Source organism: Mesorhizobium sp. Cs1321R2N1 (assembly GCF_037179725.1).
Lineage (GTDB): Bacteria > Pseudomonadota > Alphaproteobacteria > Rhizobiales > Rhizobiaceae > Mesorhizobium > Mesorhizobium salmacidum.
Genome location: NZ_JAPYKP010000027.1, coordinates 18,291 through 41,118, shown reverse-complemented (window position 1 = coordinate 41,118; position 22,828 = coordinate 18,291). Strand labels below are relative to the sequence as shown.

Genomic DNA, 22,828 nt, shown 5'->3' with positions numbered 1-22,828 from the left:
AGCCACATAAACCCGCCAGGCATGGTGCGGTTCCGTTCCGCCACCCGACCTCGCTACCTGTCGCGGGGATTGCCGAACTTCCTGTCGCGCTTCCTCGAATATCGATCGATACGCGGCAGCTTGTCGGCAAAGTCGACCCACGGCAGTCTGAGGTTCCAATAGGCATGGGCCTGTGGCCGCAGCCCTTCGGGTCTGTCGAAGAACCCGATTGTCAGGTAGAGCTCGTCCGGCAGGCCTTCGTCGCTATAGCCTATCGAGCTCCCGCATTCGGGACAGAAAGTGCGGACAACGCCCGGCGTCCTGGAGAAAGCCTTTGGCGTTCCCTTCAAAAGGCGGAACTGGCTCGGCCGATATCCGACCCAGATGGTGAGCGGACTGCCGATCGCCCGTCGGCAATCGTCATCGTGATCGTAGCATATCCAGAAGGGCTCACCGTCCATGGCGGCGGCAATCGCCCCACAAAAGCAGGCCCCGGTTTCAACGCGCGGCATCCGGCACTCCAAGGCTGGAACATATCCGGCGGCCCCCGACGGAACCGCCGTTGCCTAAACTTTCACGCCGCCCCAGCGTTCCATTGCGCCGGTGTTGAGATGTGTCCGAGGCAAGCAAGCGCGGTTCCCTGTATTGCCTTGCGGTCTGGCCTTCACCATCTAGGCACAATGTCGCCGCTCAAACCGAAAACAGCCGGCCGTGTGGCCCAGTATGATCTCTTCGGTGCCGTTCAGGATGATCTACCGGAGGGTTTCGCCTACCAGCCCGGACTGATCACACCGCAAGAGGAAATCGACCTCGTCCGGCATCTTGAAGGACTGCCCTTCAGACCCTTCGACTTCCACGGCTATCTGGCAAACCGGCGTGTCGTCGGTTTTGGCCTTCGCTACGATTATGACCGGCGCGAGGTCGTCGACGCACCGCCTGTACCTGATTTTCTGTTGCCCTTGCGCGAGCAGGTCGCGGCCTTTGCGCGCCGGCCCACCGAAGCCTTCGCGCAGGTCTTGATCAATGAATACCGGCCCGGCGCCGGCATCGGCTGGCACCGCGACAAGCCTCATTTTGAAGACGTCGCGGGCGTTTCGCTGCTGGCGCCCTGCGATTTTCGCCTTCGACGCAAGAATGGGTCTGGATGGGACCGCCGGACCATCACGGTCGAGCCGAGATCGGCCTATCTCATGACGGGCCCTTCGCGGTCGCAATGGGAGCACAGCATCCCGCCGCTTGCCGAGCATCGCTACTCGATTACCTTGCGGACATTGCGGCCTCGGAATCCCTGAGCAGGCGCTGAGGCCTGCACGAGGAAGCTTTCCGCATCATCTCGCCCATAGCGCTCAACCCGACCCGCGTACGGCGGGGCGGGTTGAATGATCTCGTACTCTACCTCTTTTTTTTACGCAATTCCCTAGGGAAAGCGCTACGTGCTTTTCCCGGAAAACCGCTACGCACTTTCCGGAAATTGCTCTAGGTCAGTATCAGCACGATCTTGTACGTATCCGGATCGACGATGACGATCCGGCCGTCGGCGAGGACGAAATACTCGTAGCTCTCGTACGCCGGGACGAGCTTGACGATGCGGGCCGGCAAACGATGCAGCCTGATCTTGTGCCGCGGAACTTCGATGCCGACCGAGACGTCGAAGTCGACGCTGGCTACCGGCTCGACCTTGGTTTCCCGGATTACCTGAGTGATCTGGGTCTTCTGTTCAACCGTCACATTGTTAATGGAAGCGGTCGAAGTCTTGTCCTGCGTGGACGCTTTGCCCTGGGCCTGCTGGTCCGTCGTAGTGCCGGCCTTGCCCTGGGCCTGCTGATCGGTCTGGACCTTGGTCTTGTCCTGGGCCTGCTGGTCGGTCGTGGTGCCGGCCTTGCCCTGGGCCTGCTGATTGGTCTGGACCTTGGTCTTGTCCTGGGCCTGCTGGTCGGTCGTGGTGCCGGCCTTGCCCTGGGCCTGCTGATTGGTCTGGACCTTGGTCTTATCCTGGGCCTGCTGGTCCGTCTTGGTACCGGCCTTGCCCTGGGCCTGCTGATCGGTCTGGACCTTGGCCTTGCCCTGTGCCTGCTGGTCCGTGGTGGCGCCGGCCTTGCCCTGGGCCTGCTCGTCGGTCTTGACCTTGGCCTTGCCCTGAGCCTGCTGATCAGTCTGGGACTTGGTACCCTGTGCCTGCTCTTTCATCTTCGAGCCCTTCTGGCAGTTGGTCGTGCCGGAAGCGCAATTTGTGTCCGCTCCTGATTGGCTGTCGGCGGGCTGCTGCGACTGGGCCATCGCCGTCCCGCAGCCGAGCCCGATCGCAAGCATGCTGGTAATGAGAACATGTTTCATAGGAAATCTCCTTCGGAGAGTTCGTCCCTTCAAGGGGTAAAACTTCGACCAAAAAAGATTGTTCCGAACTGGATGCGTTAATGCCGCCACCCCCGATAGAGCCCAAGTCCGGCCTTCATGGCGCTACTTCACGCCGATGCCGGCGGTGAGGCCGCCGTCGATCTTATAGTCCGCGCCGGTGCAGAAGCCGGCCCTCGACGAACACAGGAACGCTATGAACTCCGCCACCTCCTCCGGCTCGCCGATACGGCCGAGCGGATGGGCCGCGCCGAACCGCCTGTAGGCTTCTTCGACATCTGCGTCGCTGCCGCCGTCGCCACGCGCGGCCCTTTCGAGGATCGGTGTGCGGATCGAGCCTGGGCTGACCGAATTGACCCTTATGCCCGATGCGGCATAGTCGAGCGCCAGCGAACGTGTCAGTGTATGGATGGCGCCCTTGGTCGTGGCATAGGCGGCGACGTTTTGCTGGCAGGCGAAGCCCTGCACCGAAGCGACGTTGACGATGGCGCCGCCGCCCCGCTTGATCATTTCCGGGATGCCGAAATGGGCGGTCAGATAGATCGAGCCGACATTGACCGTCATCGCCCGGTTCCAGGTTTCCCAGTCGGTGGTCGTCGCCGTTCCATAGGGATGCACCGCCGCCGAATTGACGATGACATCGATGCCGCCGAATTTCGCCACGCCGGCCGCGACCGCCTCGCGCACCTGGTCGGAAACCGAGACGTCCACCGTCCGCACCAGAACGCTCGCTCCGGCCTTGGCGAGGCTCTCCTGCATGGCGGCATTGGCTTCCCGATCGACGCCGCAGGCGACGATCGCGGCACCCCCCGCCGCAAGGCGTTTGGCAGTTGCCAGGCCGATACCGGTCGTCCCTGTCACCAATGCCACCTTGCCGTCAAAATCCTTCATCGCGGAAGCTCCTTCATTCGTTATCCATACCGGCTCTCAGTTTGACACTCATCATGGTCAAACAATAGGTTGCCGGTCTCTCGCAAAAAGGAAGTGGCAATGGAACAGTGTTGGCGCTGGTACGGTCCCGATGATCCGGTGACGCTTGAACATGTCAAACAAGCCGGCGCCACCGGCGTGGTTTCAGCGCTTCACCAGATTTATGACGGCAGGGCCTGGCCCGAGGCCGATGTGCTTGAGCGCAAGCGCATCATCGAGGCGGCTGGGCTGACCTGGTCGGTTGTCGAGAGCATTCCGGTCCACAATTCCTTCAAGATCGGCACGCCGGAGCGCGAGCGCTATGCCGGCTATTATCGCGACAGTATCCGCGTGCTCGCCAGGGCCGGCATCCGGACGATCTGCTACAATTTCATGCCGGTGGTCGACTGGACCCGCACCGACCTGGCCTACCGGCTGCCGACGACCGGTTATGCCTTGCGTTTCGACGCTATCGACTTTGCCGCCTATGATCTCTTTGTCCTGCAGCGCAAGAATGGCGCGCGGAGCTACACGCCGGCGCGTATCGCCGAAGCCGAGAAGCGGCTGAAGGTGCTGACGCCGGAGCAGATCGACCAGATCGAGCGCAACCTGATCGCCGGCCTGCCGGCGACGGAGCGCAGCTATAACAGGGACAGTTTTCGCGAGGCCCTGGCGGAATACGATGCGATCGGGCCGAAGGAACTGCGCGACAACCTGGCCTGGTTCCTGCGCGAGATCATCCCGGCGGCCGAAGAGGAGGGTGTGCGCATGTGCATCCATCCCGACGATCCGCCGTTCTCGCTCTATGGCCTGCCGCGCGTCGTTTCCACGGCGGAGGATGCGCGCTTCATCCTCACGACGGTCGACAGCCCGGCCAATGGCTTGACGTTCTGCACCGGCTCCTACGGCACGCGCGCCGACAACGACATCGTCGCCATGGTCAAGGAATTCGCTGACCGCGTCCATTTCGTCCATCTGCGCAACATCACCATCGAGGAAGACGGCTCGTTCTATGAGGCTGAGCATCTGGAGGGTGGCACCGACATGGCGCATGTCATCCTCGCTCTGATGCAGGAAGAGAAGCGCCGTCGCGGGGAAGGCAGGGCCGACTGGCAAATCCCGATGCGGCCGGATCATGGGCATCTGCTCGCCGACGACATCGGCAAGAAGAAGATCAACCCCGGCTATTCGCTCATCGGCCGGCTGAAAGGTCTGGCCGAATTGCGCGGCATCATGCGTGCCGTAGAGCGGTTCGGGCTCGCCTGAAGTCTTAGGGCGGCAAGCTATCGTTTGCGATCTTCCGCTGGAATGTCGCGACAGGTCCCACCGAGGCTGACCCTGTCCGGCATCGGCGAGCCTAATTATCCCGATTGTCGATGAGGCCAGGGGCTGCCTGCGGCGCCGAGAAGCGGCCTCGACGGGTGGTCAACAATTTCATTGAGCTGGCACGCAAATTTTCAAGGCCGGTCGTGTAGTGCTCGTCGATGCACTTCACGCCTGGCCAGTTTCCCATAGAAGCGCGCGACCTCGCGCCACCGGAACCAGCCATCGGCGCGGGGCCATGTTTATGGAAAAGGACAATCCATTGACGATCTTCCCTTTCACCGAAGCCAGCCCGATCCAGTTTCAGGCGCCGCTGCCGAAGACGTCGGATGTGGTCATTGTCGGCGGTGGCATCATCGGCGTGACCGCGGCCTTGTTCCTGGCCCGGCGCAACATACCGGTGACCTTGCTGGAGAAGGGACGTGTCGCCGCCGAGCAGTCCTCGCGCAATTGGGGTTGGATCCGCCAGCAGGGCCGCGACGCGGACGAACTGCCCATCGTCATCGAAGCGCAGCGTCTCTGGCGCCAACTGGCCCAGGAGTGCGGCGAGGACATAGGCTTGACGCAGACCGGCGTGACCTATCTCGCGCGGACCGACAAGGAGATGGCCGATTTCGCCAAGTTCCTGAAGATCGCCGAGGCCCATGGCGTCGACACGCGTCTCCTCGACCGGGGTGAGACCGCCAGGCTGATCCCGGCCATGTCGCGCCCCTTCAAGGGCGCCATGACCACGCCATCGGACATGCGTGCCGAGCCCTGGGTCGCGGTGCCGGCGTTTGCCCGCCTGGCCGCTCGCCAGGGCGTCACCATCATCGAGAACTGTGCGGCACGCATGCTCGATATCTCCGCGGGGCGCATCAGCGGTGTCTGGACCGAACAAGGCCGCATCGCCACATCGAACGTGCTTGTCGCCAGCGGCGCCTGGACGTCGCTGTTCCTGCGCGCGCACGGCGTCTCGATCCCGCAGCTCAGTGTCCGTACGACCGTCGCAGCGACCGCGCCGATGCCGGAAATCCATGCGGGCGCCGCAGCGGACGAACGCATCGCCTTCCGGCGTAGAAAGGACGGCGGATACACGCTGGCGGCGGGAGGCAGCCATCTGCTCTATGTCGGGCCGGATGCATTGCGTCACGCACCGAAATACCTGCCCGCCCTGAAAGCAAATCCTTTCGGCACGCGCTACCTGCCGGCGGCGCCTCGCGCATATCCGGACAGCTGGTCTACCCCACGCAAATGGGAGGCGGACAAGGAAAGCCCGTTCGAACGGATGCGCGTTCTCAATCCTGCCCCGGAGCCCAAGGCGCTTCGCGCCATCGATCGAGAGTTCAGGGGGCTTTTCCCACAATTCGAGGCGGTACCGCTCAGGGCAAGCTGGGCCGGCATGATCGATGCGATGCCGGATGTCGTGCCTGTCGTGGATCGTACGGCTGCGGTTCCGGGTCTCGTCATCGCGACGGGGATGAGCGGCCACGGCTTTGGCATAGGCCCTGGCATGGGCCGCGTCCTGTCCGACTTGATCCAGGGCAACGAGACTGGACACAACCTTCATAGGTTCCGTCAATCCCGGTTCAGCGACGGCAGCCCGATCCAGATGGGACCATCACTTTAGACCTCGTCCGGTGTACAGGTTCGACGAGAGGGCTAATCTGGTTTCGCCTGGCGGGGATTGAACTTGCGCCGGGCGTTTTCCAGATGCTCGCGCATCGCCTGGCCGGCGGCTTCCGGATCGTGCCGCTCGATGGCTTCGAAGACTGCCTTGTGCCCGGCGAAACTGATGCGGTTTTCGAGCTCGGTGTTGGCCATGTGGATGCGCTGGTTGATCAGCCACTCCACCAGCGCTTCGTGCGCGGCGAGAAAAATCGGATTGCCGGGGATCGCGGTCAGCACGCGGTGAAACGCGACGTCGGTGACCGCGAAGGCGCGGGCGCGTGAAATGGCGCGTTCGTTTTCGGCCAGCGCGGCGGCCAGAGCATCGATCTGCGCTTGCGTCGCCATCTCGGCGGCATGGCGCGCGATCGAGACTTCGAGGAACAGCCGCAGTTGTTCGAAATGGCCGATGCCGTCGGGCTGGTCCATCAAAAGATGTGCGGTGCCTGTCAGCTGCTCCAGCATGTTCTTCGGCGTCGGCCGGGTCACCTTGGGCCGCTCGCCGCTGTTGATGCGCACAAGGCCCATCTTCTCCAGCGCAAACAGCGCCTCGCGTACCGAGGGGCGCCCGACATCGAACATCGACATCAGTTCGCGCTCGGACGGCAGCGAAGCGCCGACCGGATAAACTTCATCCCTGATCATCGCCTCCAGGCGGAGACGGACCTCGTCGGACAATTTTTTTCGGACCGGCATATTGTGCATGGTCTAACTTTTAAGCTATTAGACCAGTCATCGCAAGCGAGCGCAGGCAAGGAGCTGTGGATCGCTGAGGCGCGGTGCGACCGAGGGGTAGGAGGAGGTCGCTACTTGCCAATGAGCGACTGGACGCGAAACCGCGACCAGGCGACCGCGAGAACGCGCGCTCCGACGTCAGCCGCCACCGACCGACACAATCGAGGGAGGAGAATTCCATGAGACGATTTCTGATCAGCCTTTTGCCGGCCCTGGCGCTCATGCTTGCCGCAGGCGCTGCGAAGGCCGAAGGAGGCGGCACGTTCCGCTCGGCCATGCGCACCGGCTGTATCGAGATGGGCACGCTGCACACCACCTGCGGCCACCGGCTCGATGAGACCGTGCTGCAGGGCCTCGTCCACATAAAGTGGACGGGCGACGGCGTGCAGCCGATGCTGGCCGAAAGCTGGAAGACGCCCGACGGCGGCAAGACCTATGTCTTCAGCCTGCGCCATGGCGTCAAATGGCATGACGGCACGCCTTTCACCGCCAGGGACGTGGTGTTCAGCCTCAATCTCTACGCCAACCCGAAGGTCGGCTCGCCCTGGTCGCAGAAGCTTTCCGCCGTGGCCGGCTACAAGGCCTTCCAGGATGGCTCGGCCACCTCGCTTGCCGGGGTGAAGGCGGTGGACGACGCGACCGTGCAGATCGAACTCGACAGCGCCAAGCCGCTCTGGGTCGAGCTGCAGCTGATCGCCATCAGCATCTTTCCCGAGCACATTCTGGGCAAGGTCGCGCCCGCCGACATCAAGGGCAATGCCTTCTGGGTCAACCGGGTCGGCACCGGCCCGTTCATCTGGAAGAAGTATGAGAGCGACCAGTATGTCGAGGTCGACCGCAATCCCGACTATTTCCTTGGCGCGCCCAAGCTCGACCGCATCATCTACCAGATCTATAAGGATGTGCCGCCGATCATCGCCGCGCTTGAGACGCAGGAGGTCGACGCCATGTCCTATGAGGGCGGCGGCGTGCCGATCGCCGAACTGCCCCGCCTGCAGAAGCTCGACTATCTGACCGTGCTGCCGAAATTCTCCGCCGGCCTGCCGACCTATCTGCAATTCAACCTGGAGAACAAGCGCTTCGCCGATGTGCGCGTGCGCCAGGCGATGCTTTATGCCATCGACCGCAAGGCGATCATCGAGACCGTCAAGCAGGGCGCCGGTGAACTCCTGAACACGCTGTTCCCGCAGGACTGGGCGCGCGCCAAGGACCTCGAACCCTACGACTACAATCCCGACAAGGCCAAGCAGCTGCTCACCGACGCAGGCTGGGATGCGAGCCAGCCGGTCGACTTCATCTACTATTATTCCGACCAGATGAACGTCGACACCGTCACCGCCATCCAGAGTTATCTGGCCGCCGTCGGCGTCAACATCCAGCCGCGCCTGCTCGATCCGGCGGCGATCAACCAGATCTATGCCGACGGCAGCTTCCAGATGGGCTTCTTCGCGCAAGGCATGGGCCTCGATCCCTCGCTCGGCTCGCCTCTGGTCGTCTGCGGCGCCAAGCCGCTCGCCATGGGCTACTGCAACCCCAAGGTCGACGAACTCTTCAACAAGGGGCTTGAATCCAACGACCGCGCCACGCGCGCCGCGAGCTATCAGGAGGCCTCGCGCATCCTCAATCAGGACCTGCCCAAGGCCTGGCTTTGGAACGAGGTGCGGCCGCTCGCCTTCAACAACCGGATCGTCGGCCTGGCGCAGCACTTCAAGGAACAGCCGCTCGTGATCTTCAATCACCCGGTCTACAACGAAGTCGAGAAGTGGGAGGTGGCGAAATAGCCGCGGATATCCCTGCCGGTCGTGGGGCTCTGAGCGAGCCTCACGATCCATTGTCTCAGAACCGCCTTCAGCCCTAGGAGAGGCCGGTGCTCAGCTATCTCCTGCGAAAACTCTTGCTCAGCATCCCGGTGCTGTTCGGCGTTACCGTGATCGTCTTTGCCATCGCGCATGCCATGCCTGGCGACGCGGTGCTGGCGATGATCACGGCGGAGGCGCCGTCGAGCGAGGAGTTGATCGCCATGCGGCGCGGCGAACTCGGCCTCGACCAGCCGGTCTATGTCCAGTACCTCAACTGGATCGGCCAGGTCCTGCACGGCAATCTCGGTCGCTCCTTCGTCAATGGCCGCGGTGTCGGCGACATCATCGTCGAGCGGTTGCCGATGACGCTGGAGCTGATGGGTGTCGCACTGCTCGTCGCTTTCGTCATCGGCACCACGCTGGGCGTGCTCTCGGCACTCAGGCAATACAAGCTCACCGACTATTCGCTGACGCTTGCCGGCTTTGTCGGCGTCTCGATCCCGGACTTCTTCATGGGACTTTTGCTCGTCTACGTCTTTGCGCTGGAGCTGCGCTGGCTGCCGTCGTCGGGCATTTCCACGGCTGGTGAAAACTTCTCGCTCCTCGACAATCTCAGACACCTGATCTTGCCGGCGGCAGCACTTGCCTTGTTCCGCGCCGCGATCTTCATGCGCTATGCCCGCGCCGGCATGCTCGAAGTGCTGAACCAGAGCTATATGCGTACCGCCAGGGCCAAAGGGCTCAAGCCCCGCACCATCACGCTGCGCCACGGCCTGCGCAACGCGCTGATCCCGCTGGTCACCGTCTTCGGCCTCGCACTGCCGACACTGTTCGGTGGCTCGGTGGTGATCGAGACCATCTTCCAGTGGCCCGGCATTGGCCAGATGTTCATCGATTCCGTGGTGAACAGGGATAGCCCCGTGATCATGGGATATGTGCTGATCACCGCCATGATCGTCATGCTGGCCAATCTCGCCACCGACTTCGTCTACAGCGTGCTCGACCCCAGGGTAAGCTATGACTGACGCCACCGCCGCCGATATGACGATCGCTGCCGGCGCCTCGCGCGGCCTGTGGGGCGAGGCGGCGCGCCGCTTCCTCAACCACCGTCTTGCCACGCTCGGCTTGATCATGCTTGCCATCATCGTGCTCGCCTGCGTGCTGGCGCCGCTGATCGCCCATTACGGACCCAACGACATCGACCTCAGGGGGCGCAACCAGCCGCCCGGCGGCATCCACTGGCTGGGCACGGACGGCACCGGCCGCGACATCTTCGCCCGCATCCTCTATGGCGGCCGCATCTCACTGACGGTCGGCTTCGTCGCCGTCGCGATCTCGGCCGCGATCGGCATCTTCATCGGCTGCGTCGCCGGCTATTTCGGCGGCAAGGTCGACCTCTTGCTGATGGGCCTGATCGACATGGTGCTGACCTTCCCTCGACTGGTCATCATCATCGCTTTCGTCGCGGTCGTCGGGCCCAGCATCTTCAACACCATGGTCGTGATCGGACTGCTGAGCTGGCCCTCCATAGCCCGCCTGACACGCGGCGAGATCCTGGCCTTGCGCAACCAGGAGTTCATCCTGGCCGCGCGCTCGCTCGGCACCTCGCCCTCGATCATCATCCTCGAACACATCCTGCCCAACGTGCTGAGCCCGATCCTGGTGGCGATCACCCTCGACGTCGCGACCGTCATCCTGCTCGAGGCTTCGCTCTCCTTCCTCGGTCTTGGCGCGCAGGCGCCGGCCGCCAGTTGGGGCAACATGCTGCGCGACGCGCGCACACTGTCGATCCTGGAGAGCCAGCCCTGGATGTGGATCCCGCCCGGCGCGATGATCGCCATGGCAGTGCTCAGCATCAACTTCGTCGGCGACGGCCTGCGCGATGCGCTCGATCCGCAGCACATCATGGGTGGCAAATGATGAGCGCCGACAAGCTTGCCGTCGACAGGGCCGCGAAGGGGATCGGGCAGCAGGCGGTGCTTTCCGTGCAGGGGCTGAGCGTCGAGTTCGGCCCGCGCGGCAACTCCGTCCATGCCGTCAATGACGTCTCCTTCGAGCTTGCCGAGGGCGAGTCTTTGGCGATCGTCGGCGAGAGCGGCTCCGGCAAGTCGGTCACCATGCAGACGCTGATGGGCCTGATTCGCAAGCCACCCGGCCGCGTCACCGCGGGCCGCGCGCTGTTTCGTGGCCGCGATCTGCTGGCCATGCCCGACAGCGAACTGCGCCGGATACGCGGCCGCGACATCGCCATGATCTTCCAGGATCCGATGTCGTCGCTGAACCCGGTGTTGACCATCGGCCTGCAACTGACCGAGGCGCTTCGCGAGCACCAGGGCCTGAACGAGGCTGAGGCCGAACGCGAGGCGCTCGACATGCTGGCGCTGGTCGGCATCGCCAACGCGCCGCAGCGCATGCGCGCCTTTCCGCATCAGTTCTCGGGCGGCCAGTTGCAGCGCATCGGCATCGCCATGGCGCTGGTGTGCAAGCCGTCGATCCTGATCGCCGACGAGCCGACGACGGCGCTCGACGTCACCATCCAGGCGCAGATCGTCGAGTTGGTCGCGGGCCTGCAGAAGCAGCTCGGCATGGCGATCATCTGGATCAGCCACGACCTAAGTCTGGTCGCCGGCTTCGTCGATCGCGTCGCGGTGATGTATGCCGGCTCGATCGTTGAAAGCGCCCCGGTCGACGATTTGTTTTCGGCAACCAGGCATCCCTATACGATCGGCCTGCTCAACTCGATCCCGTCGCTGACGGCGGCAAACACCAGGCTGGTGCCGATCAAGGGCGCGCCGCCCAATGTCACACTGGCGCCGACCTTCTGTGCCTTCGCGCCGCGCTGCGACTATGCCGAAGCGCGCTGCCGCGAGCAGAAGCCGCCACTGGAACTGGTTGCCGCCGGCCACACCACCGCCTGCTGGCGGTGGCGCGAGGTCGACCATCTGCCGCGCTCGCTTGCGGTGGCATCAGGCGTGAAGCCGGCTGTCGCAGCTGCCCAGGAACCATTGCTCACCGTGACGGACCTCAAAGTGCATTTCCCGATCCGGCGCGGAGTCCTGCTACGGCCGGTCGGCGCGGTGCATGCGGTCGACGGCGTCAGCTTCGAGGTGATGCGCGGTGAGACGCTGGCGCTGGTCGGCGAAAGCGGCTGCGTCAAGTCGACGACCGGTCGCGCCGTGCTCGGCCTGGAGCGCCCCAGCGCCGGCAGCATCGTGTTCGAGGGCAGGGACTATGCGGGCGCGACGGGCGAGGAGCTGAAGCAGCGCCGCCGCGACATGCAGATGGTGTTCCAGAACCCGTTCGGCTCGCTCAACCCGCGCATGACCGTCGGCCGCATCATCGGCGAAGGGCTGCGTGCGCAGAAGATCGGCAGCCACGCCTCGCGTGATGTGCGCGTCAGCGAATTGTTGGCGATGGTGGGTCTCCGGGAGGCGCTGCGAAACCGCTATCCGTTCGAGCTCTCCGGCGGCCAGCGCCAGCGCGTCGGCATTGCCCGCGCGCTTGCCGCCAATCCGAAATTCATCATTGCCGACGAACCGATCTCGGCGCTCGACGTCTCCATCCAGGCGCAGATCGTCAATTTGCTCGACGACCTCAAGGCGCGCCTCGGCTTGACCTATCTGTTCGTCGGTCACGATCTGTCGATGATCCGCTATCTCAGCGACCGCGTCGCGGTGATGTATCTCGGCCGCATCGTCGAGATCGGCACCACGCCGGCGGTATTCGGCGCACCATTGCATCCCTATACGCGCGCGCTGTTGTCGGCGATCCCGGTGCCTGATCCCACGGCGGGCGGAACGCGCCGGCGCATCGTGCTTGGCGGTGGCGTTCCCGACCCGTCGAAGCCGCCGCCCTGTTGCCATTTACATCCGCGCTGCCCCCTGGCGACCGAGATCTGCACCAAGACCGATCCGGCACGGCGCGATTTCGGCTCCGCCGTCGCCGGCCAGCATCTCGTCGCCTGCCACCACGCTGGCGAAGCCACATCATGACAAATCTGAAAAACCGAGGATCCCAATGACCAAGCAATTGGCGGGCATGTATGCCGCCCTGATGACCGGACTGAGCGATGCCGGCGAGTTCGATCCGCAACGCCAGCGCAACATCAACGACTATGTGCTGCGCCAGGGTCTGGCCGGTCTCTATGTCGGTGGCAGCAGCGGCGAATCCGGCTTGCTGACGGTGGACGAATTGTTGGCGCAGCAAGAGGTGGCCTTCGCCAGCGCGACCTCAAGGGGCGTCAAGCTGATCGCCCATGTCGGCATGCCGAACCTGCGCGATTCCATCCGTCTGGCGCGGGAGGCGCAGAAGCTTGGCTATCACGCGCTGTCGGCGCTGCCGCCGCATTCCTACCCGTTCTCCGACGAGGAGGTCTTCGGCTATTACCAGGCGCTTGCGGCGGCGACGGACCTGCCGCTTATCGTCTACGAGATACCCTTGCGCACCGGCCGGCCGCTGCCGCTTCCCCTGCTGGTTCGGCTGCTCGACCTCAAAAATGTCGTCGGCATCAAGTTCACCTCCACCGACCTCTTCAAATATTCCCTACTGCGCAAGCGGCAGCCGCAAAAGCTCTTCTACTACGGCTTCGATGAGATCTATGCCGCCGCCGGCATGCTCGGCACCGAAGGCGGCATCGGCACAACCTACAATCTGCTTGGCAGGCTCTACGTAGCGATCGACCAGGCGGTCCGCGCTGGCGATCTTTCACGGGCGAAGGCGCTGCAGATGGTGTCGCAGGACTTCGTCGAGGCACTGCTGGAGACCGGCGTGCTGCCGGGCATGAAGGCTGCCTTCCGCGTCATCGGCGTCGATTGCGGCCCGACCCGCGCGCCGATGGCGCCGGCGGTCACCGATGCCGAGGACCGCATGCGCACGGTGCTCGCCCGCCCGGTGATCAAGGAGTGGCTGGTGTGAGCCGAGGCTCTTTCACCACATCATGAACGACGCGACATCCGCATCCCACACCTTGCCGGCATTCACGTCGGCAATGGCTTGGTCGACGATATCAATGTCCTCGGCCACTTCATCTTCGGTCGGCGTCAGTGGCGGGATGAATTCGAGCACGTTGGCCTTCAGCCCGACATAGCTGAAGGCCGCACCCAGCTATAGCCGCGATAGACGCCGTTGTCGTGGGACCGACATGCTGGCCGATCCCGACGAGCCACGCGACCTCTTCGGCATGGTGCTCAGGGCAGCCCAATAGGGCAGAGGCCGTGCGCAGTTGCGGCGATCCGCGTCCTGCTGAATGATCGCGGCCATTGTCAGCTTTGCCGGCGCGCGTGGAAAAATTGTTCGTCGCGGCGGCTTCGAAGGGCCGATCGTTTCTTTCTTGGCAATCTGGAGTCGATGAGACTTGCAGGCATTGCTGGCGTTGTGACCGCCAAGAGTGCACGCAAGTCCAACAGTCCTGGTTTGCGGATGGGCAAACATCCGCAGAAAACCAGGAAAGGAGCCTGATATGCCCAGAATAGTACCCGTGCTTGATCTGAGCCGCTTTGAACAAGGCGCCTCGGAGCGTCGGACGTTTCTGGCGGATCTGCGTTCCGCCTCGCGCGACATCGGCTTTTTCTATCTGGCTGGGCATGGCATCTCGTGGGCGGAGATCAGCGAGGTGCTCACCGCATCGCGCCGCTTCTTTGCCTTGGGCGAGGCCGACAAGCTCGCGATCGACATGGTCAAGTCCTCGCAGTTCCGCGGCTATACGCGCGCCGGCGGCGAGCTGACCAAGGGCAAGGCCGATTGGCGCGAACAGCTCGACATCGGCGTCGAGCGCCAACCCATAGCGCAAGGCCCCGGAATTCCCGCCTGGACGCGGCTGCAGGGGCCGAACCAATGGCCGGCTGCGTTGCCGGAGCTTAAACCGGCCTTGCTTGCCTGGCAGGCCAAGGCAACAGCGGTGGCGATCCGGCTGCTGAAAGCTTTCGCGCTGTCGCTCGAGCAACCCGAGGATGCCTTCGACCCGATCTATCGAGACTCACCAAACCATCGCATGAAGATCGTGCGCTACCCCGGCCGCGAGGCGACCGGCGGCGACCAAGGTGTCGGCGCGCACAAGGATGGCGGTTTCCTGACGCTGCTGCTCCAGGATGACAACAAGGGGCTCCAGGTCGACTATGATGGCAGCTGGGTGGATGTGGACCCCATTCCCGGCACGCTCGTCGTCAACATCGGTGAATTGCTCGAACTGGCCTCGAACGGCTATTTGCGCGCGACCGTGCATCGCGTCGTGACGCCGCCCGCCGGCATCGAGCGCATTTCGGTGCCGTTCTTCTTCAGCGCCAAGCTCGATGCGACGATACCGCTGCTCGAATTGCCGGAGGAACTGGCGGCGCAGGCGCGCGGGCCGGCCAGCGATCCGGACAATCCGCTGTTTCGCGATGTCGGAACCAATGTGCTGAAAAGCCGGCTGCGCTCGCACCCTGACGTCGCGCGCCGCCATTACGCGGACCTGCTTCAGCCGGAAACCGGGGCGGCTTGAGCCAGTTGATACAAGAACGAACAGAATTTTCGTAGTTCGGACCGATTTTAGAAAATCATTTGTCGTGCCCGTGCAAGGATCGGTTCAGAATGATAAATCCGTTCGGTGTTTTCCTCCCATTTCGCTGAACGGTGTTCCCCTCTGAAGGTTATGACCTTCTTTTGGCCGGGCCGTTTTCGCGCCCGGCCATTTTTCTTTCCGCCGTGCGCGTTGCCGGTGCGGCGCTGATCCGGCAGAGTTCAACATCTGCCAGCCATTGCAATCAGTGGAAGAAGGAGAGGTCTTATGACATCCAATGTCGCCGTCATTGCCGGGGCGGGCTCCGGCTTGAGCGCCTCGATCGCGCGTCTTCTCGCCAGGGAAGGGTTCCAAATCGTCCTGGCCGCCCGAGACATCGAGAAGCTCGATGCATTGCAGGTGCAAACCGGCGCGCAAGCCGTGGCAACGGATGTCTCCGACGCCACGTCGGTGGAGCGTCTGTTCGATGTCGCCGACAAAGCTGGCCCGCTTTCCCTGGTGGTTTTCAACGCCGGCGGCCGCGCCCGCGGTCCGCTGGCCGAACTCGATCCCGAGGCGGTTCGTCAGGCGCTGCTTGTCGGGGCCTATGGCGGGTTCCTGGTCGGCCAGCAGGCGGCCCGCCGGCTGATCGCTCAAGGGGCGGGCTCGATCTTCTTCACCGGAGCGACGGCAAGCGTGAAGGGGTTCGCCGGCTCCGCCGGCTTTGCGATGCCCAAATTCGGATTGCGCGGGCTGGCGCAGTCCATGGCCCGTGAACTGGCGCCCAAGAACATCCACGTCGCGCATTTCATCATCGACGGCGCCATTGCCTCGGCCACGTCCGGACAGGAGTCCGAACCGCAGGATCGGCGGCTGTCGCCGGATGCGATCGCCGAGGCCTATCTCGCCATCCACCGCCAGCACCGCAGCGCCTGGACCTGGGAAATGGAACTCAGGCCGTGGGTCGAAAACTTCTGACCGGATCAGCGATCCATGCGACTTTTGCATGGCTCCTGTGCACGGGCCTTGAGCAGAGTCGACATAGTGTATGGATATCACTATATAGCGGCGGCTTCGATGGCTCGCGCCTTGAAGCGCAACGTCATAGGGCGGCTGTAGCGACAGCCATCGAGATACGAAAACGGACTGGAAGCCGTAAAGGTAGAAGCAATTGCTTGGAGCGGGCAGATCCCGCCAACGGTACGGTCCTTCAGAAACAGAAAATGTCCTTCACCCCTCGAATTCCTTCGGCTCTGTGGACCCTGGACGGCTTCGGCTTGCCGTCCGGCCGCGACTCGGCTCGAATGGGAACATGCATCCTTTACGGGATGCAGACGTTTAGGATTACCAACCGGCTTTGCCGCAAGGGAATAGCAGTATGAGCGAACACGCGATCGAATTCTTGCGGGGATGGATCGGCGAAAAGGTCCATTGCCAGTCCCCGGCCAGGATCGAGAAGCAGGCCGAGACACTGGCCAGGGAATGCGCCGCCAAGGCGGCCGAGGTCGGCATACCGCTGGAGGACATCCAGGAGGAAGTCGGCGACATCCAGGAACTCATCGCTTCCCGGCTAGAGGAAGCGGCCGAGGCCGACGAAAACCAGCAGGCTTCCAGCAAGGCCGCGGAATAGATTTTAATGCGCGGGCTTCGGCCCGCGTTTTCGTCTTTGGTACCCTTCTCAGCCAAATTTTTCTTTGAGCCACGCTTTCGGCAGGGCAGGCACGAAGTTGCCATCGCGACCGGTCACGTCGTGATTGGCGACAAGAGCGTTGAGGATCGATTCCTCCACAGTCTGGATCACGGCATCGAAGAACGGGTCGATGTCCACATCGGGAATGAAATCGGCGCTGGCGATGCGGCCAGTCAGCCCCAGCGCAGCGGCAGGATTGGCGGTCGAGAAGGCGAGAAAAATGTCGCCCGAACTGTGGTAGCCGAAGCCGCCGGTCATGGCGACGCCGAGCGGCACGCGGCGGGCCAGCCGCTTCATCTGGTGCGGCAGGAAAGGCGCGTCGGTCGCCACGACGGCGATGATTGAGCCCTTTTCCGCGCGCGACGTGGCTTCGCGGATCGCCGGTTCGGTGAGTTCGGAACCGGCGCGCAGGCCACGAATGGTGAAATTGCGCCGCTTGCCGAAATTCGACTGCACGAAGGCGCCGACCGTGTAGGTGCGCCCTTGCCATGCGACGATGCGCGAGGCCGTGCCGGAACCGGCCTTGAAGCCGAAAGTGATCATGCCGGTGCCGCCGCCGACGCTGCCTTCCTCGATGGGACCGCTGGCGGCGCCGTCAAGGGCTTCGGCGACATGCTCCGATGTCAGATGGTGGCCGTTGATGTCGTTGAGAAACCCGTCATAGGTCTCCGCTGCCACGGGCAAGCCCCAGGCGCTGTCGACGGCCGCCGGCAGCACTTGGTTCATCCAACGCAGCGTGCCGTCACGCGAAACCCCGCAGGAATGCGTGTTGGTGATGGTGATCGGGAAGTTGAAGGCGCCGGTTTCCTCGATGATGTGCGAGCCGGTCAGCTCGCCATTGCCGTTCTGGCTGAAGATGCCGGCGAAGACCGGCGTCGCCAGTTCGTCGCGCAACCTGGGCAGGATCGCGGTGACACCGGTGCGCACCGGCCCCTTGCCGACGACAAGCGGACCATCGCCCGATATCAGCGTCGCATAGCCGACCGCGACGCCAGGCACGTCGGTGATCGCGTTGAACGGCCCAGGCGTTCCGTCGAAGCCGATATTGAAGCTTCGCGCGCGCGGCTTGCCGGACGGCGTTGCCAGATGGTGCGGATTGTCGGTCATGCTCTTAGAACAAGGATCCCTGATTGCCGGGTTCTTTAGCCTTGGCAACTGGGGCCTTTGCAGCCGGCTTGGCAGCGGGCTTTGGCCGCGCCGCGCCGCTGGTTGCCACCGCATCCGCCGTACCGTCCGCGAATTCCAGCGAAAGCGCCATCCCAGACGCCACGTCGGCGGCCTGCTTGATGACGGCGCCGTCGGCATCCTTAACCAGCGCGAAGCCGCGCGCCAGGACGGCCTTGTGCGAAAGCGTCGCCATCAGCCGGTCGGCCTGGATGATGCGGCCGCGCAACCGCTCCAGCCTGAGCAGCATCGCCTGACCGCCGCGTCTCGTCAAAGCCGAGAGCATATCCCTCTGCACACGTTGCCGCCGGGCTGTCGGCTCGATCGTGATGCGGCCCTGCAGCAAAGCCAGTTGCTGTCTGTGCCGCTGCAACGACGCCTTGGCGCATTTTGGCAACTGGTCCGCGGCACGATTGAGCTCCGCGCGCCGGCTTCTCGCCAGGGTGCGCAGCGCCCCTTGCGCGCGCAAAAGATTACGGTCGTTGGTGCGACGCGCCTCGGCAATCCGCTGCGACAGCATTGCCGGCGTCAATTTTACGGCGAAGAATCGTGCCCGCTTGCGCTCGGTGGAAACCATCAGGCCACGACCGAGCCTCGATGTCGCCTCGTCCAGGCGCCGGCGCGGCAACGCCAGCAATTGATCGGGCGAGGGCAGCGCACGCGCCGCCGCACGGGCTGCCTGACGCTTGCGTTCGAAATTGCGCAGCACCGCGGCCTTGAGCCGTGCGCCGAGGCTGGCCAGCGTCGCTTCGAGGTCAGCCTTCACCGGCACGGCGATTTCGGCCGCGCCCGTCGGTGTCGGCGCCCGCACATCCGCGACAAGGTCGATCAGCGTCCAGTCGGTTTCATGCCCTACGGCCGAAATCACCGGAATGTCGGAGGCGGCGACTGCGCGGGCGAGCGCCTCGTCGTTGAAGCCCCACAGATCTTCCAGGCTGCCGCCGCCGCGCGCGACGATCAGCAGATCGGGGCGCTGGATGGGGCTGTCCCACGCCAGTGCGTTGAAACCGGTGACGGCATTGGTCACTTCCGCACTCGCCGTGTCGCCCTGCACGCGCACCGGCCAGACCAGTACATGCAGCGGAAAGCGGTCCTTGATGCGGTGGATGATGTCGCGGATGACGGACCCGGTCGGCGAGGTGACGACGCCGATGGTGCACGGCATGAATGGCAGCCGGCGCTTGCGGCCGGCGTCGAAAAGCCCTTCGGCCTGCAGCCGGCGCTTGCGCTCCTCCAGCAGGGCCATCAGCGCCCCGGCGCCTGCCGGCTCCAGATTGTCGATGACGATCTGGTAGTTGGACTTGCCGGGATAGGTGGTGAGCTTGCCGGTGGCGATCACCTCCATCCCCTCTTCGGGACGGAATTTCAGCCGGCTCATCGTGCCTTTCCACACCACGGCGTCGAGCCTGGCGCGGTCGTCCTTCAGCGCGAAATAGGCATGGCCGGAGGAATGCGGCCCACGATAGCCCGAGATTTCGCCGCGCACCCGCACATTGCCGAAGACGTCCTCGACCGTGCGCTTCAGCGCGCCCGAAATCTCGCTCACCGTGTATTCGGTGGCGTTGGTGCGTGATTCGGATGCTGCTTCGCTCATCCGGTGATTGGGGGCTGGTTGAGCGCCGACGTCAAGGCGGCCATGTCAGTCCCGATATTCATGACCCGCATCCTACCAGCCGGGCACGATCTGGTTTGCCTTGCTCCGCTTTATCTTGGCGAAGGCGAGGGCCGCGAAGTCGAACGTTCCCGTGTCCTCGCCGAGCGGGATCGAGATGTTGTCCAGGCTTTCCGAGATGTGGCGGGCAAGCGCATCGACGATCTCGGGTCGTGAGGTCTGGCCGCGCATGATGCCGATGCGGCAGTCGGGCAGGGCGCCGAAGCCGTCGGCTTCGCCCAGCACCCTCATGCCGGGCCTGAGCGCGCATTCCGGCAGCACCGAAATCGCCAGGCCGGATAGCACGGCGGCGGTGATCACGGTCGCCGAGAAGCTGGTGAACAGGATGCGGTAGTCGCGGTTCTGCTGGTCCAGAACGTCGACGGCGGCGCGTCGCCAGATGCAGTTCGGCCGGCCGAAGGCCATCGGCAGGATTTCCTGCTCGTGCGTCGCGTGATTGGCCGAGGAGACCCACAGCAGCGGTTCGCGCCGCACCACCTCCGATTGGCCGCGCACATCATTGTGCGTCACCAGCGCCAGGTCGAGATTGCCGCGCTTGATGTGCTCGACTAGGCCCGGCGTCGGCTCGCAGATGACGGTCAGTTCGACGCGCGGATTGGAGCGGGTGAAGCGTGCCATGATCTCCGGCAGGAAACGGTCGGCATAGTCGTCCGGCGTGCCGATGCGGATCGTGCCTTCGAGCCGCTGGTCGTCGAAGGCGGCGAGCGTCTCGCGGTTGAGATAGAGCAGCCGTCTTGCGTAGGAGAGCAGCTTGTCGCCTTCCTCCGTCAGCCTGTTGCTGCGCCCCTCCTTCTCGAACAGGGGCTTGCCGATCCGTTCCTCCAGCCGGCGCATCTGCATCGACACCGCCGACTGGGTGCGGTGCACTTCTTCCGCTGCACGGGTGAAGCTGCCGGTATCGGCGATCGAGATGAAGGTCTGTAATTGATCGAGATCGAGCGGCGCTTTCATCGGCGTGATCCATCACTAGTGTTGATGCCAAATATTAAAAACATTCGTTGGATTAATCAATCGGTCGATGGCAAATTGGCATTGTCCACATGAAGGCATGTGAATCGAAGCCGGAACGGCCGCTGTCATCAGCGCCGGTCGTCGGGTTTCGCCCGTTCGAGTCTGAAGGAGACCGACATGACCACGATCGATTTCGCCACCGAGACCTCGCGCATCACTTCGCGTCCGGCCGTTGCGACGCGCGTGGCCAACACCGTCTCCAACGCCTACCGCGCCTGGAAAAACCGCCGCGCCTTCTACCGCCTTGGCGAGATGTCGGACGCCGAGCTCGCCGATATCGGCCTGACGCGCGCCGACCTGCATGTCGCAATCGACGTGCCGTTTGGCCGCGACCCGACGGCGATCCTGCGTGAGATCGCCAGCGACCGCGTTGAAACGATCGAGGACATCGCCCGCAAGGTGGCCTGATTGCTGAGTTTCGGTCCCGTTGAACCTTTTTGCGGCTCAGCGCGACCAAGGTTCATGCAGGCTCCCCACTCCCTGCCGGTTCCCCGCCGGCCTGCCTGCACGCTGCCCGGTCCTCCCAAGGACCGGGCTTTTCTTTTTGCTCAGGCGAATGCCAGCTTTCGCGATGGTTTTGGTATCGATCTGCCGAGATCATGCGCGGCCTCTATCCAGGACGCTATGGCGTCTTGAACATTTGCGATGGCCTCTTCGGGAGTCTCACCGTCGCTCATGCAACCAGGAAGATCTGGTACAAGGGCTGAAAACCCACCTCCGTCCTCGATCGCAAGCGGCGCGATGATGACCGGATATTCAAGTCTGTCCGTCATGTCTCTTTGCCTCGTCGATGAATGTTACGAGTTTCCGGATATATACGGGTTTGATTGGCCGTTTGAAAGGCACGGTCAGAATGTCGGCCATCGCAGAATGATAGATCTTGTAATGCGAACCGCCTGATCTCGGGGGCATGCATCGGACGCCCGCCTCGTCACAAACTGCCTTCACGTCATTGATCGACCAGTCACCACGAGGATTGCGGCGCATCTGCTCCAGCCGTTTGCTCATGGATTTGTCTCGGACGTTTGAACTGCTATCGCCGGTCCATGTCGCGCTTGAACTGGTCGAAGATCGTTTCCATGCCCTTCTGGTAGTCGTCGCGCTGCTGGGCGCCGGTTTCGAACATCTTGCCGAAAATGTCGTCGAACGGGTTCCTTGGCCGGCCGCTTGGATTGGCCTGCGGCTGTGGGGTCTGGCGCTGCTGCGGTTGCGGTGCCTGAGGTTGCGGCGTCGGCTGCCCGCCCGGCATGCCACCGAAGCCGCCGCCTTGCCGCAGCATCTCCTCGAAGATTTTCCCCAGCGGGTTGTCGCCGTAGGGGCTCTGTGTCTGCTGTGGCTGGGGTCGACCTTGTGGTTGCTGCGGCGCGCCGCCACCGAACATATCCTGCAGCACCTTGCCGAGCGGATTATCGCCATAGGGATTGGGTGCCGGCTGCGGCTGGCTTTGTGGTTGCGCTGAGCCGCCGCCGAACATGTCCTGCAAGACCTTGCCGAGCGGGTTGTCCATCTGAGACGGCGGCGCCTGGCGCTGTTGTGGCGCCGGTGCCTGCATGCCGCCCTGCCGCATCATCTGCTCGATGATTTCGCCCAGTGGATTGTTGCGGCCGCCGAAGCCTCCCGCAGCCTGCATCTGGCCGCCTGTCAACTGGTTCGTCGTCTGCTTGAACAGTCCGCCCATCACCATCGAGGCGATCGCGGGCAGCATCTGCTGCAGGACCTGCTGGCTGACGCCGCTCGCCTGCGCCGCCTGGCTGGCCACGGCGCGCGACAGGTCCTTCGAACCGAACAGATGTCCCAGAATGCCGTTGCCTTCATCGACGCCTTGCGGGGAGAAGGCGCGGGTCGCGTCCTCGAAATACTTGGCGTGCTGGCCGCTTGCCATCGCCGTCATGAAGGCGCCGAGCCCATAGGGATCGGCGGTGTTGCGCTGCAACCCTTGTGAAAAGGCCGGCAACAGTGCGGCGACCGCCGCCTGTGTCTGCTGCATCGAAAGCCCGTATTGCTGGGCAAGCGCCTGCATGCCATTGCCGTTCTGGGCCTGCGTCAGCATGTCGAACAAGGTGGGCATCGGC

Annotated in this window: 23 protein-coding genes and 1 pseudogene; 13 read left to right on the top strand and 11 right to left on the bottom strand. The window is 63.6% G+C overall.

Features of this window, described 5'->3' with window-relative positions; translation table 11 throughout:
* Positions 1-53: 53 nt before the first annotated feature.
* The gene (locus O7A61_RS10240; RefSeq protein WP_027144842.1) at positions 54-491 is read right to left on the bottom strand and encodes a GFA family protein; all 438 of its coding nucleotides are present in this window, start codon (positions 489-491) and stop codon (positions 54-56) included.
* A 168-nt stretch (positions 492-659) separates the two neighbouring features.
* On the opposite strand from O7A61_RS10240, the gene O7A61_RS10235 reads away from it, so the two are divergent.
* The gene (locus O7A61_RS10235) at positions 660-1,271 is read left to right on the top strand and encodes an alpha-ketoglutarate-dependent dioxygenase AlkB (RefSeq protein WP_337129676.1); all 612 of its coding nucleotides are present in this window, start codon (positions 660-662) and stop codon (positions 1,269-1,271) included.
* A 184-nt stretch (positions 1,272-1,455) separates the two neighbouring features.
* On the opposite strand, the gene O7A61_RS10230 is transcribed toward O7A61_RS10235, so the two are convergent.
* Positions 1,456-2,313, bottom strand: coding sequence for a DUF1236 domain-containing protein (locus tag O7A61_RS10230; RefSeq protein WP_337129675.1), 858 nt, complete (start codon positions 2,311-2,313; stop codon positions 1,456-1,458).
* 123 nt (positions 2,314-2,436) lie between these two features.
* Complete coding sequence (locus O7A61_RS10225) at positions 2,437-3,222, bottom strand: SDR family NAD(P)-dependent oxidoreductase (protein ID WP_027146184.1); 786 nt, start codon at positions 3,220-3,222, stop codon at positions 2,437-2,439.
* Between the two features lie 99 nt (positions 3,223-3,321).
* Here O7A61_RS10225 and uxuA point away from each other — a divergent pair, with 99 nt between their 5' ends.
* Positions 3,322-4,506: a mannonate dehydratase gene (gene uxuA / locus O7A61_RS10220; RefSeq protein WP_337129674.1), complete on the top strand. Its 1,185-nt coding sequence runs from the start codon at positions 3,322-3,324 to the stop codon at positions 4,504-4,506.
* 319 nt (positions 4,507-4,825) lie between these two features.
* Positions 4,826-6,172 (top strand): NAD(P)/FAD-dependent oxidoreductase, encoded by a 1,347-nt coding sequence (locus O7A61_RS10215; protein ID WP_337129673.1) that lies wholly within the window; start codon positions 4,826-4,828, stop codon positions 6,170-6,172.
* Positions 6,173-6,204: 32 nt separating this feature from the next.
* Here the strand turns inward: O7A61_RS10215 and nanR are convergent, their stop codons facing one another.
* Complete coding sequence (nanR, locus tag O7A61_RS10210; RefSeq protein WP_281408167.1) at positions 6,205-6,906, bottom strand: transcriptional regulator NanR; 702 nt, start codon at positions 6,904-6,906, stop codon at positions 6,205-6,207.
* A gap of 218 nt (positions 6,907-7,124) precedes the next feature.
* Here nanR and O7A61_RS10205 point away from each other — a divergent pair, with 218 nt between their 5' ends.
* From O7A61_RS10205 to O7A61_RS10185, 5 genes are all read left to right on the top strand, one after another.
* A complete protein-coding gene (locus tag O7A61_RS10205) occupies positions 7,125-8,726 on the top strand; it encodes an ABC transporter substrate-binding protein (RefSeq protein ID WP_337129672.1) in 1,602 nt (533 codons plus the stop codon).
* Positions 8,727-8,812: 86 nt separating this feature from the next.
* Positions 8,813-9,769, top strand: coding sequence for an ABC transporter permease (locus O7A61_RS10200; RefSeq protein ID WP_337129671.1), 957 nt, complete (start codon positions 8,813-8,815; stop codon positions 9,767-9,769).
* The gene (gene opp4C / locus O7A61_RS10195) at positions 9,762-10,664 is read left to right on the top strand and encodes an oligopeptide ABC transporter permease (RefSeq protein ID WP_337129670.1); all 903 of its coding nucleotides are present in this window, start codon (positions 9,762-9,764) and stop codon (positions 10,662-10,664) included. Before O7A61_RS10200 ends, opp4C begins: the two co-directional genes overlap by 8 nt.
* Positions 10,664-12,736, top strand: a complete 2,073-nt coding sequence (locus O7A61_RS10190; protein WP_337129669.1) for an ABC transporter ATP-binding protein — start codon at positions 10,664-10,666, stop codon at positions 12,734-12,736. The genes opp4C and O7A61_RS10190 overlap by 1 nt, the downstream gene beginning before the upstream one ends.
* A 25-nt stretch (positions 12,737-12,761) precedes the next feature.
* On the top strand, positions 12,762-13,658 hold the full coding sequence (locus O7A61_RS10185) for a dihydrodipicolinate synthase family protein (RefSeq protein ID WP_337129668.1): 897 nt from the start codon (positions 12,762-12,764) through the stop codon (positions 13,656-13,658).
* Positions 13,659-13,670: 12 nt separating this feature from the next.
* Here the strand turns inward: O7A61_RS10185 and O7A61_RS10180 are convergent, their stop codons facing one another.
* A complete protein-coding gene (locus tag O7A61_RS10180) occupies positions 13,671-13,808 on the bottom strand; it encodes a hypothetical protein (protein ID WP_337129667.1) in 138 nt (45 codons plus the stop codon).
* A 28-nt stretch (positions 13,809-13,836) separates the two neighbouring features.
* Here O7A61_RS10180 and O7A61_RS32580 point away from each other — a divergent pair.
* From O7A61_RS32580 to O7A61_RS10165, 4 genes and pseudogenes are all read left to right on the top strand, one after another.
* A pseudogene (locus O7A61_RS32580) lies at positions 13,837-13,947 on the top strand (ornithine cyclodeaminase); the annotation flags it as partial.
* A gap of 255 nt (positions 13,948-14,202) precedes the next feature.
* Positions 14,203-15,222, top strand: coding sequence for an isopenicillin N synthase family dioxygenase (locus O7A61_RS10175; protein WP_337129666.1), 1,020 nt, complete (start codon positions 14,203-14,205; stop codon positions 15,220-15,222).
* Between the two features lie 285 nt (positions 15,223-15,507).
* Positions 15,508-16,197: an SDR family NAD(P)-dependent oxidoreductase gene (locus O7A61_RS10170; RefSeq protein ID WP_337129665.1), complete on the top strand. Its 690-nt coding sequence runs from the start codon at positions 15,508-15,510 to the stop codon at positions 16,195-16,197.
* Positions 16,198-16,597: 400 nt separating this feature from the next.
* Complete coding sequence (locus O7A61_RS10165; protein ID WP_337129664.1) at positions 16,598-16,849, top strand: hypothetical protein; 252 nt, start codon at positions 16,598-16,600, stop codon at positions 16,847-16,849.
* Positions 16,850-16,897: 48 nt separating this feature from the next.
* Here the strand turns inward: O7A61_RS10165 and O7A61_RS10160 are convergent, their stop codons facing one another.
* The 3 genes from O7A61_RS10160 to O7A61_RS10150 all read right to left on the bottom strand — a co-directional run bounded on the left by O7A61_RS10160 (position 16,898) and on the right by O7A61_RS10150 (position 20,696).
* Positions 16,898-18,016, bottom strand: a complete 1,119-nt coding sequence (locus O7A61_RS10160) for a DmpA family aminopeptidase (RefSeq protein ID WP_337129663.1) — start codon at positions 18,014-18,016, stop codon at positions 16,898-16,900.
* A 4-nt stretch (positions 18,017-18,020) separates the two neighbouring features.
* On the bottom strand, positions 18,021-19,667 hold the full coding sequence (gene xseA / locus O7A61_RS10155; RefSeq protein WP_337129662.1) for an exodeoxyribonuclease VII large subunit: 1,647 nt from the start codon (positions 19,665-19,667) through the stop codon (positions 18,021-18,023).
* Between the two features lie 72 nt (positions 19,668-19,739).
* Positions 19,740-20,696 carry a LysR substrate-binding domain-containing protein gene (locus tag O7A61_RS10150; protein WP_337129661.1) on the bottom strand — a complete coding sequence of 319 codons (957 nt, stop codon included), beginning with the start codon at positions 20,694-20,696 and terminating at the stop codon, positions 19,740-19,742.
* A gap of 177 nt (positions 20,697-20,873) precedes the next feature.
* Here O7A61_RS10150 and O7A61_RS10145 point away from each other — a divergent pair, with 177 nt between their 5' ends.
* Positions 20,874-21,164: a DUF1127 domain-containing protein gene (locus O7A61_RS10145; RefSeq protein ID WP_224570360.1), complete on the top strand. Its 291-nt coding sequence runs from the start codon at positions 20,874-20,876 to the stop codon at positions 21,162-21,164.
* 140 nt (positions 21,165-21,304) lie between these two features.
* Here the strand turns inward: O7A61_RS10145 and O7A61_RS10140 are convergent, their stop codons facing one another.
* From O7A61_RS10140 to O7A61_RS10130, 3 genes are read right to left on the bottom strand one after another with little or no spacing between them, the layout of a single operon-like run.
* The gene (locus O7A61_RS10140) at positions 21,305-21,529 is read right to left on the bottom strand and encodes a type II toxin-antitoxin system HicB family antitoxin (protein WP_337129660.1); all 225 of its coding nucleotides are present in this window, start codon (positions 21,527-21,529) and stop codon (positions 21,305-21,307) included.
* Positions 21,513-21,764 (bottom strand): type II toxin-antitoxin system HicA family toxin, encoded by a 252-nt coding sequence (locus O7A61_RS10135; RefSeq protein WP_337129659.1) that lies wholly within the window; start codon positions 21,762-21,764, stop codon positions 21,513-21,515. The genes O7A61_RS10140 and O7A61_RS10135 overlap by 17 nt, the downstream gene beginning before the upstream one ends.
* Positions 21,765-21,789: 25 nt before the next feature.
* Entirely contained in the window at positions 21,790-22,824 is a 1,035-nt protein-coding gene (locus tag O7A61_RS10130; protein WP_337129657.1) for a DUF937 domain-containing protein, read from the bottom strand.
* Positions 22,825-22,828: the final 4 nt, after the last annotated feature.

Coding starts and splice junctions, on each gene's coding strand:
- xseA (WP_337129662.1), bottom strand. CDS start 19,667: ATGAGCGAAGCAGCATCCGAATCACGCACCAACGCCACCGAATACACG.
- O7A61_RS10160 (WP_337129663.1), bottom strand. CDS start 18,016: ATGACCGACAATCCGCACCATCTGGCAACGCCGTCCGGCAAGCCGCGC.
- O7A61_RS10185 (WP_337129668.1), top strand. CDS start 12,762: ATGACCAAGCAATTGGCGGGCATGTATGCCGCCCTGATGACCGGACTG.
- opp4C (WP_337129670.1), top strand. CDS start 9,762: ATGACTGACGCCACCGCCGCCGATATGACGATCGCTGCCGGCGCCTCG.
- O7A61_RS10175 (WP_337129666.1), top strand. CDS start 14,203: ATGCCCAGAATAGTACCCGTGCTTGATCTGAGCCGCTTTGAACAAGGC.
- O7A61_RS10240 (WP_027144842.1), bottom strand. CDS start 491: ATGCCGCGCGTTGAAACCGGGGCCTGCTTTTGTGGGGCGATTGCCGCC.
- O7A61_RS10230 (WP_337129675.1), bottom strand. CDS start 2,313: ATGAAACATGTTCTCATTACCAGCATGCTTGCGATCGGGCTCGGCTGC.
- uxuA (WP_337129674.1), top strand. CDS start 3,322: ATGGAACAGTGTTGGCGCTGGTACGGTCCCGATGATCCGGTGACGCTT.
- O7A61_RS10130 (WP_337129657.1), bottom strand. CDS start 22,824: ATGCCCACCTTGTTCGACATGCTGACGCAGGCCCAGAACGGCAATGGC.
- O7A61_RS10235 (WP_337129676.1), top strand. CDS start 660: ATGTCGCCGCTCAAACCGAAAACAGCCGGCCGTGTGGCCCAGTATGAT.
- O7A61_RS10135 (WP_337129659.1), bottom strand. CDS start 21,764: ATGAGCAAACGGCTGGAGCAGATGCGCCGCAATCCTCGTGGTGACTGG.
- O7A61_RS10205 (WP_337129672.1), top strand. CDS start 7,125: ATGAGACGATTTCTGATCAGCCTTTTGCCGGCCCTGGCGCTCATGCTT.
- nanR (WP_281408167.1), bottom strand. CDS start 6,906: ATGCCGGTCCGAAAAAAATTGTCCGACGAGGTCCGTCTCCGCCTGGAG.
- O7A61_RS10225 (WP_027146184.1), bottom strand. CDS start 3,222: ATGAAGGATTTTGACGGCAAGGTGGCATTGGTGACAGGGACGACCGGT.
- O7A61_RS10140 (WP_337129660.1), bottom strand. CDS start 21,529: ATGACGGACAGACTTGAATATCCGGTCATCATCGCGCCGCTTGCGATC.
- O7A61_RS10150 (WP_337129661.1), bottom strand. CDS start 20,696: ATGAAAGCGCCGCTCGATCTCGATCAATTACAGACCTTCATCTCGATC.
- O7A61_RS10145 (WP_224570360.1), top strand. CDS start 20,874: ATGACCACGATCGATTTCGCCACCGAGACCTCGCGCATCACTTCGCGT.
- O7A61_RS10190 (WP_337129669.1), top strand. CDS start 10,664: ATGAGCGCCGACAAGCTTGCCGTCGACAGGGCCGCGAAGGGGATCGGG.
- O7A61_RS10170 (WP_337129665.1), top strand. CDS start 15,508: ATGACATCCAATGTCGCCGTCATTGCCGGGGCGGGCTCCGGCTTGAGC.
- O7A61_RS10165 (WP_337129664.1), top strand. CDS start 16,598: ATGAGCGAACACGCGATCGAATTCTTGCGGGGATGGATCGGCGAAAAG.